At 57.5% G+C, this 12,852-nt stretch carries 9 protein-coding genes and 1 pseudogene; 9 read left to right on the top strand and 1 reads right to left on the bottom strand.

The window, feature by feature from the left end; all coding sequences use genetic code 11:
• From DVK07_RS17645 to DVK07_RS17625, 5 genes and pseudogenes are all read left to right on the top strand, one after another.
• Nucleotides 1-191: pseudogene (locus DVK07_RS17645) on the top strand (hypothetical protein); the annotation flags it as partial.
• Nucleotides 184-2,391 (top strand): VirB4 family type IV secretion system protein, encoded by a 2,208-nt coding sequence (locus DVK07_RS17640; RefSeq protein ID WP_121598241.1) that lies wholly within the window; start codon nt 184-186, stop codon nt 2,389-2,391. The pseudogene DVK07_RS17645 and the gene DVK07_RS17640, both read left to right, overlap by 8 nt.
• Nucleotides 2,384-6,229: an ATP-binding protein gene (locus DVK07_RS17635; RefSeq protein WP_121598240.1), complete on the top strand. Its 3,846-nt coding sequence runs from the start codon at nt 2,384-2,386 to the stop codon at nt 6,227-6,229. The genes DVK07_RS17640 and DVK07_RS17635 overlap by 8 nt, the downstream gene beginning before the upstream one ends.
• Entirely contained in the window at nt 6,226-7,110 is an 885-nt protein-coding gene (locus DVK07_RS17630) for a DNA primase (protein WP_121598239.1), read from the top strand. Before DVK07_RS17635 ends, DVK07_RS17630 begins: the two co-directional genes overlap by 4 nt.
• Complete coding sequence (locus DVK07_RS17625; RefSeq protein WP_121598238.1) at nt 7,107-8,618, top strand: primase-associated protein; 1,512 nt, start codon at nt 7,107-7,109, stop codon at nt 8,616-8,618. Before DVK07_RS17630 ends, DVK07_RS17625 begins: the two co-directional genes overlap by 4 nt.
• A gap of 148 nt (nt 8,619-8,766) precedes the next feature.
• On the opposite strand, the gene DVK07_RS17620 is transcribed toward DVK07_RS17625, so the two are convergent.
• Nucleotides 8,767-9,783, bottom strand: coding sequence for a HAMP domain-containing sensor histidine kinase (locus tag DVK07_RS17620; protein ID WP_121598237.1), 1,017 nt, complete (start codon nt 9,781-9,783; stop codon nt 8,767-8,769).
• Nucleotides 9,784-10,044: 261 nt separating this feature from the next.
• Between DVK07_RS17620 and DVK07_RS17615 the strand changes: the two genes are divergently transcribed.
• The 4 genes from DVK07_RS17615 (at nt 10,045) to DVK07_RS17600 (ending at nt 12,848) form a co-directional block, all read left to right on the top strand.
• The gene (locus DVK07_RS17615) at nt 10,045-10,701 is read left to right on the top strand and encodes a helix-turn-helix domain-containing protein (RefSeq protein WP_121598236.1); all 657 of its coding nucleotides are present in this window, start codon (nt 10,045-10,047) and stop codon (nt 10,699-10,701) included.
• A 70-nt stretch (nt 10,702-10,771) separates the two neighbouring features.
• Nucleotides 10,772-11,131 (top strand): hypothetical protein, encoded by a 360-nt coding sequence (locus DVK07_RS17610; RefSeq protein ID WP_121598235.1) that lies wholly within the window; start codon nt 10,772-10,774, stop codon nt 11,129-11,131.
• Between the two features lie 672 nt (nt 11,132-11,803).
• Nucleotides 11,804-12,157: a hypothetical protein gene (locus tag DVK07_RS17605; RefSeq protein ID WP_233565507.1), complete on the top strand. Its 354-nt coding sequence runs from the start codon at nt 11,804-11,806 to the stop codon at nt 12,155-12,157.
• Between the two features lie 157 nt (nt 12,158-12,314).
• Nucleotides 12,315-12,848 carry a sugar-specific transcriptional regulator TrmB gene (locus tag DVK07_RS17600; protein WP_121598234.1) on the top strand — a complete coding sequence of 178 codons (534 nt, stop codon included), beginning with the start codon at nt 12,315-12,317 and terminating at the stop codon, nt 12,846-12,848.
• The last annotated feature ends 4 nt before the right edge of the window (nt 12,849-12,852 follow it).

Genomic DNA, 12,852 nt, shown 5'->3' with positions numbered 1-12,852 from the left:
ACGACGTTCGCGCCGAGTTCATCCAGCAGGCGTCCGGCTGGTCTGCTCGTCGACTCAGTACGGTCGAACTGTTCGTTCTGAACATGGACTTCTGGAACGGACGAGAGCACGACTACGACGACGCAGACTGCGTCGTTCGCGAGCAACCGATCATCGGCCACTCGCGCCGGGAGGATGAGACCGATGTATAACGTCGTCCTCCAAGCGAGCGGCGGGCCTCTCGCCCAGCCCACTGAGTGGCTACTGAACCCCACGTCACCCGAAGGTGCGGCGATTTATCTCCTGTTGGTTGTGGCCCTCGGAGTCGTCGGAAAACACCTCTGGGACCGTCACACTGCCGATGACGAACCCGAAGTCGACTTCTCGGATGTCCTCGACGAGGAGACGCTCGAGGAGGGTCATGTAGAAGGCCAACTCCTTGACGACATCTCCGAGTCTCACAAGACGGTGACTGCGCCAGCAGCCATCGAGTGGGAGACACGAGCCGCACGCGTTGGCGAGCAGTGGACGACGACGCTCTACATCACGGATTATGCCGACTACCCGAGCGACGGCTATCTGAGTGACCTCTTCGAGCTGACCGACGTCGAATTCGACCTCACAGCGCACATTACGCCAAAAAACCAGCAGCGAGCGCGGGACGAACTGCAGGACATCGCTGACGACCTCCAAGTTGACGCCGATCTGGAACAGAGCGTTCGAAGTGCGTACCTTCAGGAGCGAGCGAACGAAGCCGCTGCGACGTACAAGGCCGTCGAGAGTGGTGCGAACGTTTTCGATCAGGGGATGTTCATCACGGTTCGCGCCAACAACAAGGACGACCTCAGGGACTCGGTCCAGAAGGTCAAGAGTGCTCTCCGTGATGATCCAGCGAACCTCACGCCGAAGACCGCAATCTGTCGGCAGGACCTCGCGCTGCAGTCGGCAGCCCCCATCGGAGACAACGTATTCGGGCGAGAATCTATCGCCCTTGGTGGAGCCGTTGGCGCACTCCTCTCCTCGCCGCATAACGCGACGATCCTCGAGGAGGGTGGCGTTGAGTTCGGGATTCACAAAGACAACCAGAGCCCCGTCGTCATCGATCCGTTCGCCCGTGACAACGGATATGCGATGTTCACCGTTGGCGATACTGGGTCTGGGAAGTCGTTCGGCTCGAAACAGAACTTCATCCGCTCGATCGAGCAGAGTAAGGACCGCATCGGCATCATCCTCGAACCGCTCAACAACTGGGCGGGCGTCTCCGAAGCACTCGGTGCGAAACGCATCACCGTCGGTGGGACGCTCGGTCTGAATCCTCTGGAGATTCGCCAGACACCCGACCACGTCCAGCGGGCGATGGGTGAGGATGCGAGTCCGTTCAACGAGAAGCTCGACGACGCGATGAGCTTCCTGACGAACTTCTTCGCACTGCGGGGTATCTCGCTTGGCGACCGCCGGACGACGCTCGAACTCGGCCTCAAGCGCGCCTACAAGCGCAACGACATCACCGACGACATCTCGACGCACGGCAACCCCAGCCCGACCATCCGTGATATGATGGATGTCTTCGAGGACATGGTCGACGATCCCGAGGAGTTCGTCGTCCGTTCCGACGAGGAAGCCGGGAAGATCCGCGAGGACGCGACGTGGCTTTTGGACCAGCTTCGGCCCTTCGAGGGAGAGGGTCGCCACGCCAATCTCGGGAAGTCCTCAGAGTTCGACATCCGTAACGAGAAGGTCATCTACCTCGATCTCGCACAGCAGGAAGGTAGCGTCGATAGTAGTACGGCGCTGACGATGCAGTTGCTCATCTCGCTCGTGTACGAGCGGGCGAAAGAGACGGACAAGGAGGTCGTGTTCGTTATCGACGAGGCACGCTACATCATGCAGGACGCCGCGAGTCTGGCGTTCCTCGAAACGGTGTTCCGACACCACCGCCACCACGACCTCTCGATTCGGCTCGTCACCCAGACCGTCGACGAGTTCTTCGAGCACGCCGAGTCCGAAGCCATCCTCGACCAGTGTGCCGTCAAGCAGTTCCATCGGCTGGACGGGATGGACGACCAGTGGGCCGACGAGTTCGGCTTGAATTACGCCCAGATGCGCTACGTACAGGATGCGGTCCCCGGCAACGAGGACGCTGGGTTCTCCGAAGCGCTGGTCGGCGTGGACGGCGAGTGGCGCGGCATCAAGGTCGAGGCGATGCCCAAGGAGAAGCAAGTCATCGACTTCGATCCAACCGAGCAGCGGCGATCCTCACTCCCCGGCGCTGGTGAAGGCGCAGTTGATACGGACGTCCAGGAGTTCCGAGAGAAGCTGGAAGAGCAAACGACTAACAGACAGTCCAGTGACGCGGAATCCATCTCCGCCAAGCCCGACGGCGGTTCGATGGAGGGGGAAGACGATGCGTGAGTATCTCCGAGTCACGCCAACATCAGAAGGCCTGGATCCCGAGGGAATCCCTCGAGTCCTCGAAAGCCTGTATAAACTGACGACGGCGGAGTCAACGCGAATCGCTCAGAAGCTGAACCCACTCCACAGTAAGACACCGCCCAAGTTCGAGTTTCTCGCGCTATCTGAGGGAGCGGACGATCCTGTTGAGTTCTTCTACGGCGCCGACGAGCATCTCGACACACTCGAAAAACGCCTTCGTTCGATCTATCCCGAGACGTTCGACATCGAACGCGTCGACGTCGACGTCGCTTCACGGCTCATTCAGCCAGTCGAATTCACACGAGCAGAGTTCGTTGAACACTACGAAGCAGGGCAGCTACAGTACGAATTTAGTTCCGACGAGCAGCACGAACTTGGCAGCGAGGAGCTTGACCAAGACCAGACACCAACGACCGAAGCATCCTCCCTTACAGATGGTGGTGCCACAGTCGATTCGTCCCATGGCCACTTCGTCGAGATTGGGGAGACGGCGCTTGAGCTTGCCCCTCCAAATACAGTTCCAGACGAGGGGCCACTGACGACACTCGAAAAGCCGACCGAGACGGCCGAGGGAACAATACTCGCTCGGTCCACCGTCGACGCCGTCTCGCCAGTCGGCGTACGCTGGTCTGGCTCAGCCACCCGAAAGAAGGACTGGATGACGTCGTTGACGCCCTTCGCCTCCGGGGACGAAGACGACGGGTTGGCTGCTATCGACCAGCCCGGTGCGACTCTTGCGTCACTCGTCGACCACCTGATGGAGGCGGCGTCACCAGTAGCGTTTCAGGTTGTGTTCCAGCGGCGGACAAGCTGGCAGTCCGACGCTGAGATCAGAAAAGAAGATCTCGTCGACGGGCGGGACACCTTCTTCCAGGAAATCGTTGGCTCCTTCCTGGAGGTCGAAGATCAGCGGAGCAATCACGACGAGAAACAGCTCAGCGAGTCAGTCGCCAAGCGTATCGAGTATATCGACGCGAAGAACCCCAAGCGGTCGTTCACTGCCAACATCAGAGCAGTCGGCGTTCCGACCGGTGACGAAGCCCGCGACGACCTCGCGGCCCAGATGAACGCACTTCGTCCTGTGTTCGACCCAATCGACGGCCCCTATTACGAAGTCGAAGGGGAACGGCTCCGTACTGGCGGCTTTCGAGAAAAGACAAGGGAGAAGAACGCTCAGACAGCCCTCCAGCAGCTGCTTGACCGAGAGATTACGGCGGGTCGGGGCAAGACTCGACCGGATTTCGTCCTCTGTGGGACGGAACTCGCGAACTTTTTGCTCGTCCCATCGTCTGAACACCTCACAGTTGAGGGAACACGCGGTACTCGCGCTGAACAGCAAAGCCGGAACCCGCTTCCGTGGCCCAATCCAGACCTGGTTCAACAGTTCCAAGAGGGAATGGCGATCGGGTATGTACTCGATGAGAACGGAGCTCCCCAACCGGACCCGATTCGAATTCCACCGAATCTCCTGACGACGCATTACGGCCGGTTCGCCTCGACAGGTGGCGGAAAATCGAAGGCAATCATCAACGACGCGCTGTCCCTCCGGGAGACGACTGGCGGACCTGTCGTGATCGTCGATCCGAAAGGCGACGGTATGTGCGCGAATTACCTTCGCTGCCACTACGAGCGCTTCAACGGGGTGGACGACGTCTACCAGTTCCGCGTCCCGGAGACAGTTCCTGCGTTCTCCTTCTTCGACATCCGGCCTGCGCTCAAGGCCGGACGGAACCGTGAAGACGCGATTCAGGACAAGGTCGACCACTTCCACGACATCATGAGGATGGTCATGGGCCGCGAACAGTACGGACAAGCGTTTGTCGCCAACGAGATCCTCAGCTACCTCATCAAGGCCCTCTTCGACGAGGAATACGGTAGTGACGCCTTCGGCCTCGATGAGCTCTTTGCGGCTGCACTCCAGATGCAACGCGAGCGGACAGTCCCTCCGGTCGCTGCTGAGAATCAAAATGTCGAGGAGTCGCTGACGCGCCACTTCGAGAAGGATGACCGTCGATTCCAGGTGTCGATGGACGCCGTCGGAAACCGCCTCGACAAACTCAGAGAAGACGCGCACCTGCGTCGTATCTTCAGTCACGTTCCGGAACAAGGTGATGATGGCGAATACGTCGACAACCGATTCGACTTCCGCGAGTTCCTCGACGAAGATGCCACGATCCTGTTCGACCTGGGTGATCTCCGTCCAGAGGCACAGCGAGCAATCACACTTCTTCTGTTGAGTAACCTCTGGGATGCGGTGCAGGTGCGTCGACGTGATGGGAAGACAGACTACGAGAAGCTCACCAACCTCATCATTGAGGAGGCTGCTCCGGTCGCCTCAACGAAACTCGTTTCCGAGCAGCTGCTTCCCCAAGGTCGGTCCTTTGGCCTGAGCATGGGACTGGTGATGCAGTTTCCCGAACAAGTCAGGAATCGAAGTGAGCGCGCCTACAACGAGGTCCTCAACAACATCAAGACGAAGCTCATCGGGAACATCTCCATCGAGCGCGACCTCGCCGAGTCACTGGCCCACGAAGACTTGAGTCCGACTGACCTGCGAAATCGGATCAACACGCTCCCCAGCGGGGAGTGGATTGCACAACTCCCGAGTCCGTCATTCGGGGAGACGGGGCCAGCCCCGTTCTCTGTGAAGCCGCTCCCGATAGCAACTGGTCATCCAGAGAGCGACGAGCCGCTTTCTGTCGAACAGGAGGACCACTTCGAGACCGTGGCCCTCCCCCGACTGTCCGAGAGGACACGGACTCAGTACGGGCTTGCTGAGGCCACTAGCGAATCAGAGGCCGGAGACAACGAGGGATGGGGAAGTAGACCGACGGATGAACGGTCGACATCCACAGAATCGGCTAGTCCTGTGGACACGACGCAGTCGTCGTTCATCGGACAGGCAACCAGTGGTTCAGCAGCCGACGAAGAGAATAAAGGAAACGAACGAAACGAAGGGAACGAAGGGGAAGACAGGAACACCACCAACCTACTCTTTGGAGATCCTGAGTCAACTGAGTCAGAAGAGCTAGTCGGTGAAGAAGAGGGGACAGCTGTCGACGAGAACGGATCGTCACCAGTACAGGCTGGTGGTGTAACCGTTCCAGATGACGAGCTTCGACGGCGCGGGCTCACTCACGACGACGTCCGATTCCTGACTCGCATCCTTGACGTGATGAATGGTGACGCACCAGATCATGGACTCTTGGATTCAATGAGTGCATTCAAGAGCGACTTTGACGACCTGGACGTGCAACGGCTCGTCGATCAAGACCTGCTGGAGGAAGGACGAGCGTGCGGTCGGAAGTACTACACCGTACTCCCGGCAGGGCGAGAACTGCTCGGCCAGAAACTCAAAGTCGGCCCTGGTCAAGGAGATGTCGGGGAGAAGACGCCGCACAAGGTCGGTGTGAAGCTGCTCGAACTGTGGCTAGACTCCCACGAAGACGTCGAGCAGGTCGAATCCTACTATGAGTACGATGAAGAAACGGTGTTCGATGTTGCCGGTTTCAATGCTGACGGGGAACTCGTGTGGGTCGGTGAAGCTGAACTCGCGAGTAACAACAAACACGCGCCAGTCGACGACTACGACAAGCAGAGTGCAGTGGATGCGAACGCAGTCTGGGCGTTCAACAGACGCGAGACAGCCATCGAGGTGCTGGACTGTCTCTCTGAGGCTGATCGAATTGAGAGCAGTGTGAGCGGGCGTACAGCCCGGTCGTTTTCGGACATTCGAGAGGCCGTTGAATCGTTCGACGCAGCTGGGCTGACGACAATTCGGAGCTTCAACAAACTAGACCAGGAGTTCAATTCATGAGTTGGCGACAAGCGACTCGCGAGGAGATTTACAGGTACTACGACGAGGATTTTCCCTCATACCGTGACGAACTCCCGTCGTTCATCACAGCGAAGGGACCGAAACAGTACGCACTCGCGTTTCGGGAACCCCACCCGGTACGGAAAGAGGGAGTTCCAGACAAGGACTTCATTCGGCGAGATACGTGGCAGACGAATACCTCTGGTGAGCGGACCACGGCAGCGTTTCAGGAGTTCGACGACATCCTCGAGTTCATCCGGCATCCGGCACGGAATGATCCACTCGGTCGGAGTAACTTCGCGCTCGCAGATCCCGACCTGCTTGACAAACCAGACCCGTGTCCTGATGCAGTCTATTACGCGCTGGATCACTGGGAGCGGCCCTGGGTCCTCCTCGTCGACATCGACGCGAAAGATATCGCCAGGAACCGAGCAGCGGATACGGTCTCGGAGGACATCGACGACCAGAATAACGATGCGTTCCTCAATGCCGCAGGAATCCTCGACGCCGCTCCCGAAGGGTATCCGTATGCCTTTGAGGATATCGAACGGGCCATCGAGTACGGCTTCGAGGTGCGAGATGTTTTCGAGGACGACTTCAACGCCCAGGAGACGATGGTGGTGTACAGCGGCCAGGGAGTTCACGTCTACCTCCTCGACAGTGATCCAGCCCATCGGTACGACGCCAAGAGTCGGGAAGTGCTGAACGACCTTCTGCAAGACACCTACAAGATTCCCATCGACCCAGTGGTCACCGCCGACCGTCGTCGCGTCGCCCGACTCCCCTACTCGTTGCACGCTGACGTCTGCAGTATCGTCACGCCGATAGAGAGCCCGAACTTCGACGTTCAGTCTGCGACACCGGAGGTCATCCAGAAATGAGCCGGTCGACGCCTGTCGAGGACGAGCGTACCGCCTACCGCGTTGCGACGCTCCCGCTCGAATACGGCACGACCCGCATCAACCAGCTGTTCACGCGGGGCTACAATCGATACATCGCCGACGGCGAAGACCAACCGGAAGATTTGCTAAACGACCTCGAGCGGTTCGGGACGGCGGCGTTCAAAGAAGACGTCAGGGCCAATGCCGCAGAGGAGCCCTTCGTCGACGAACCCGGAACTCTCGCCGTCCTCGCGACGTTGAGTGCGATCTGCGTCAAAGCACACCCGAAGTTCGAGCACGCCCCACCACGAAAGGTGCAGGTCCTCTACGATATTCGCGAGCTCTATGTCAACAACCTCGCCTCCCTCCTGCGAGAATTCGGTGACGGGAGTCTTCAACAGGATATTGCAGACGTGTTATACGCGAAAGATCCCGGAGAAGATGGTCCGCACCCTGGTCGCGTTTGTACAGGGATCAAGAAGATACCCGAGTTCGGGGAGGGGTTGTATCTCGAAATCCCGATGGCTGCGGCGTCGAGGGACTGTCTCGTTCACGCCGACACCGAGCCAGGAGAGACCGGAGAACTGCTCACTCGCATCAAGGACAACTGCCTCTACGTACCGGTCGGTGATTTCGACACGAAGTATCGCGAGTACGCCAGACGTGCGTTCAAGAAGCTCCTGCGAGTCCAAGAGGAGAACCTCTCAGAGGACCAGTTCACGTGGCTAACGACGAATGAGTCGGCCATCACAGAGCGCATCAACCGCTTCATCGAGACGGGACACCACGAACGAATCTGGCGAGACTGGAACCCCGGTGAGCGGACCATCCGTGTGCTCCGGGACGCGATTCGAGACGCTCCAGATGAGGTCGTCTCACTGGGGGAGTTCCACTCGGCGAAGGAACTGTTTGAAGCAGTAGAGGCGTACGACCCAGAAGCGGACTGGAAGCGAGACGTGTGTAATCGTATCTCGAGTCCTCGGAGTCTTGGGAATCTCCTTGCATCCCAGCGCAACCATCGGAATCTCACTATCCGACAGCACGGAAATACGAACCACTATCGGATTCAGGAGTCTTCGCGTGGCGTCCAGCCCCTTGACGTCGAGTCGATCGAAGATCTGTTCGAACTCCCCTGTATGGCGAACATGGCCGAACGCCTCCACGAAAAGAAGCCAGTCCGAAAGGATCTGTACAGCTTTGCTCGGATGGTGATGTGGCTGCCCCAGTACCAGGACAGTGACCTCGAGACGATTGTCGCTGATCTCAAGAACGTCTTCTCACGGTGGCCGTGGTACGACGAACAGGTCACCGACTACCAGATTCGCTACGAGTTCTCGAATACGATTGGTGGCGACACCCCGCTTCCGATGAACTGCGACAACGACGACATGCAGCGATACTGCATCGGCCAGGAGCAGTGCCCATACTCCATCTGGGGAAGTCTCCCCTTCCCAGATGAGATGTACGATCAACTGGATGAGGCCGAATCCACCGGCGAAGAGTTCTAGCTCTGCTGGGAACCAATTGAATATGATCAAAGCGGCTCTGTTGGAAGTCTCAATCAGTCGTGGTTTGTTGAAGCCGTGCTGAATTGAGTGCACGTAGCAATCAGCTTGGCTAACAACAAGTCTCGCGAATTCATCACAGATTGAGCGTCTATTTAGCAACGACATCGAGGCCGGTGAATTCGAACCGTGCACCACCGGCGGAGCTTTCAGTCACCTGAATCTCCCAGTCGTGGGCTTCGACAACCTGCTTGACGATACTCAATCCGAGGCCTGTTCCATCCTCGACCGTTGAGTAGCCCGGATCAAACACATCCTCACGTTCCTCATCAGGAATTCCAGGACCGTCATCCCCGATAGAGAACCCGTCTGCAAGTGCGCCCACAGTGATCGTCACGTCGTCGCCGCCGTGTTCGACAGCGTTTTTGAACAAATTCTCCAGCAATTGGCAGAGCCGATCGTAGTCTGCTTTGACCGTCGGCAGTTGGCTTTCATCACCTACATACCGTAGTTCGGCGTTGTCTGCCTGTCCAGAGACCATCCGCCAGGCGGATTCGATGGCTTTGCCAAGCGCAACGGGTTCTACTGATCCGATGTCTTGTCCTTCACGAGCAAGCCAGAGAACATCCTCGACGATTCGTTGAATTCGATCTAGCGCGGTGGCGATGGCGTTGTGGTGTTCGGTATCGCACTCTTCTTGGGCGAGTTCTAACCGGCCCTGAGCGACGTTAAGTGGATTCAGGAGATCGTGACTCACGATACGGGCGAACTTGTCGAGACGCTGGTTCTGTTGTTCAAGTTCGCGTGCAGTCTGCCGCTCTTCGGTCACTTCTTGTGTGACTAGAGCGCCATAGGTGTCTCCCTGAATCCGGACTGGTCTCGTTTCGATATGATGCACCTGCTCTTCGTATTCCATGTCGAACGAACACAACTCGCCTGTGAGCGTCGCCCGTAATTTCGGTTCTAATTGTGTCGCGGTCTCCTCAGGAAAGAGGTCATAAATTGTCTTTCCAACCATCTTGGACGCGTCACGCTTGGAGAAGGGAAGCGTCTCTGGTCCAACGATTTCGTAGCGTAACTCAGAGTCAAAAAGTACGAGAACTCCGTTAGGGAAATGAGTGACGAGAGCACGGTATTTCTCAGGCGGTGCATCTGAAAAGTGAGCCATGTAGGATAAAGATCGATTCTGAATATATAATGTTTCGAACGCCGACAGACCCTCTGAATAAGTCACGCCACTCCTGACAGAAGCTAAGTGATTCAAACATCCGAGCTGGATTCACAGCGCACGTGGGTCACTCAATCTTTTCGGCCTTCGGTGTTACGGATACAGTGCGAACTGCTAACGACCTCGAATACCGAATCAGAGACGTCTGAGCATGAGACGAGCATAGCAGACCTTTACAGCTGGAAGCCGATGGGACAGACAATGGCTACTGAGGCGACGTTCACGGTTCCGTCAGACCAGTTCCCCTTGGGGACAGTGTTCAACCAACTGCCGGACGTGACTGTTACGCTAGAGCGATTGATCCCCGCCCAGGACGTGGTGATTCCCTATATTTGGGTGCGGGGAACCGAAGTCGACGATATCGAGAGCGCGTTTACCGAGCACCCAAGCGTGAAGGGGATTCGGCTCGTTGATTCTGTTGAGGACGAGTACCTGTTACGTGTTGAGTGGGCGTTAGACTACGATGACGTGCTAACCATACTGGCGGAGACAGAGATTCCACTGATCGAGGCTACCGGTACAAACCAACAGTGGACGTTCGAGATCCGCGGTGATGACCGAAACGACGTCGCAGACTTTCAACGACGGTGTCGAGAGTTGGACATCCCGATTACGTTGACGAAGTTGCACGCGCTCACACCGGTTGAGACAGGAACCGAAGCCACCCTCACTGACACCCAGCAAGAGGCGCTGGTGCTTGCCTACGAGCGTGGATACTTCGAGTCCCCCCGCAAGGTCACGTTGGAAGCCCTCGGCGAGGAACTCGGCATCTCTCAGCAGGCCGTCGGCTCCCGCCTCCGAGGGGGGATCAAGCACGTCCTCGGGGGCACGCTCCCCGCCCTCACAGCCCGATCCTGAGTTGGACCTTAAATACTATTTGTGTATGAAAAAGCCAGCGTGATGGCCGTCGGTCACCTGTATTAATATCATGAGTGTGGATTCTCTCGCCTTCGACTCGGTACTCGGCCTGTGTCAACACCAGCACCGTCGAATTGTACTGGGAGTGCTCGCAGCAGAGCAGCGGTCAGTAACGTTCAACGACCTCACGCAGGCCATCCTCAAGTACAATCATCAGAGGCCAATTTCAGAGGCGTCTGAAGATGTCCTAACAGAGATTCGTCTCTCGTTACATCATGTCCACCTCCCGAAGTTGGCCGCGGCAGGACTCATAAACTATGATACCGAGAAAGAGCTCGTGGAACCGTCCGAGCAATTCGATCAGACACAGCCGACCCTATCTACGATCCTTACTGCCGATCCCTCACTCGATACGCCGATGAAACTGTAGTGTCGATCAACCGCACTCAATCCTCCCATACCCAAATCGTTTCAATGGGGAGAATGAATCATAACTATAATTTTTATGAGGGGTGGAGTTCGAAGAGGTCAGAATCCTCGTCGTGCGCTTTTCAGGCCCTGTAGTATCTATTTTCGAGCGAACAGAGGTAAATCCCCCACGAGCCGCAACGAAGAACCGTCAACTGCTGAAATTCGCTGTTGTCGAGTTCCGCCCAGACATAACACCAATTTTCTGGAATTCGGGCCTCTCACCACCTCGTCAAGCACAATTATCCCAGACAGTCGTGTCTTGAAGTTCGTCGAGGCCATCATTACCGACTGAGAACTGCCCGACGGTCCTCTTGTCTAATCTAAGCCCGTTTCGTTACTCTCTGCACCTCCAGAATTATCCAAAGGAAGACTAGGGTACACCGGTGCAAACGCCGCTGGCTCTCTCCGGCCGAAGGGCCATCAAACGAAAAGCGGCTCTAGCATACCTATCAGAATTCACTCACTGGAAAGTGACGCGATTCGCGGTGGAGTTTCTCACCCCCCAAGAGGGGTGAGGGGCGCAGTGAGCCCCAACCGAACTACGATGTCTTCAGAACACGAGCGACAGCAATCGCGGCTACGTAGCGAACAGATAGGACAATCAAGCGAAGCGCCGTGGGCTGATCTCGAATTGACGATTCCCAACGATCGAAGTCAGCTCTCCATTGTCTCCTTCGTCGAGTGTGTCCTCGTGGAACTCACCCACGAGGAGGTCGGTGCGGAGTACGTCTCTACGAACGTGTGGGGAGCGAAGCGAACACAGTTCATCGCCATCGACGACAACGGGGAGATGTTCCAGAAACTGCACTACGACGAGCGACTTGGGTGGCATGAGTCGACGGTCAGTCGGCGGGCTGTTCGTGAGGATCTTATCACCCGGCTCTCTCGGTCGTCGTCACAGGCAACTGATTGCAGTCACGACGTGCCGGTCGACAGCCCAGATGCGTTCAGCGTCAAACCAGCTCGAGAGCTCCGGATGCGCTGACCTGCGCGAGTTAACCAACAACTCCCTGAGTCCAGGCCAGATGTTGGTTAATAGCGTGCTCCTTCCGAAGCTAATCAGGCGGCACCCTGTACGCTACTCTAATCAGGAAACTATTCCCCGAAGTAAGAACTATATCCTTCGCTCTGCAATCCCGAGTATGTCCGAGACAGACGCCACCGATGGGCCGCCCCCCTTCGAGGATGCGTTCAGTAGCGACGACGTCGAACAACGCATCTACGGCACCATCCTGCAGACCCACGAGCCGACGACGGCGAGCGCGATCGCCGACAGCGCCGACTGTGACCCCAAGACCGCCCGGAAGTACCTTGGCTGGTTCGACGATTTGGGAATCGTAACTCGACACGATGGCCATCCGGCCACCTACGAACGGAATGACGCGTATTTTGAGTGGCGACGCATCAACCAGCTCGCGGCCGACCATTCCGTCGAGGACCTGCAGGATCGCGTTCGTGAGCTGACGACGCGCATCACCGAGTACGAGACGACGTACGACGCCGCTTCACCGGCCGCAGTCGACGCCGTCGCCGCTGCGGAGGACAGCGACGAGCGAACCATCGACGACGTGTACAGCGACCTGGCCAACTGGGCGACCGCCCGCGAAGAGCGTGACCGCTACGAACGTGCGCGCCAGCAACGCACGGGTGGCGAGCGCGAACAGGCGTCTGGGTAGCCCG

The organism is Halorubrum sp. Atlit-26R (genome assembly GCF_003666015.1).
Lineage (GTDB): Archaea > Halobacteriota > Halobacteria > Halobacteriales > Haloferacaceae > Halorubrum.
Note: the sequence above shows the minus strand (reverse complement) of the source record. Positions and strands in the feature narration are given on the sequence as shown.

Excerpts from the sequence above, each read along its gene's own strand:
- DVK07_RS17610 (WP_121598235.1), top strand. The coding sequence starts at position 10,772 with ATGAGTGTGGATTCTCTCGCCTTCGACTCGGTACTCGGCCTGTGTCAA.
- DVK07_RS17620 (WP_121598237.1), bottom strand. The coding sequence starts at position 9,783 with ATGGCTCACTTTTCAGATGCACCGCCTGAGAAATACCGTGCTCTCGTC.
- DVK07_RS17630 (WP_121598239.1), top strand. The coding sequence starts at position 6,226 with ATGAGTTGGCGACAAGCGACTCGCGAGGAGATTTACAGGTACTACGAC.
- DVK07_RS17615 (WP_121598236.1), top strand. The coding sequence starts at position 10,045 with ATGGCTACTGAGGCGACGTTCACGGTTCCGTCAGACCAGTTCCCCTTG.
- DVK07_RS17635 (WP_121598240.1), top strand. The coding sequence starts at position 2,384 with ATGCGTGAGTATCTCCGAGTCACGCCAACATCAGAAGGCCTGGATCCC.
- DVK07_RS17625 (WP_121598238.1), top strand. The coding sequence starts at position 7,107 with ATGAGCCGGTCGACGCCTGTCGAGGACGAGCGTACCGCCTACCGCGTT.
- DVK07_RS17640 (WP_121598241.1), top strand. The coding sequence starts at position 184 with ATGTATAACGTCGTCCTCCAAGCGAGCGGCGGGCCTCTCGCCCAGCCC.
- DVK07_RS17600 (WP_121598234.1), top strand. The coding sequence starts at position 12,315 with ATGTCCGAGACAGACGCCACCGATGGGCCGCCCCCCTTCGAGGATGCG.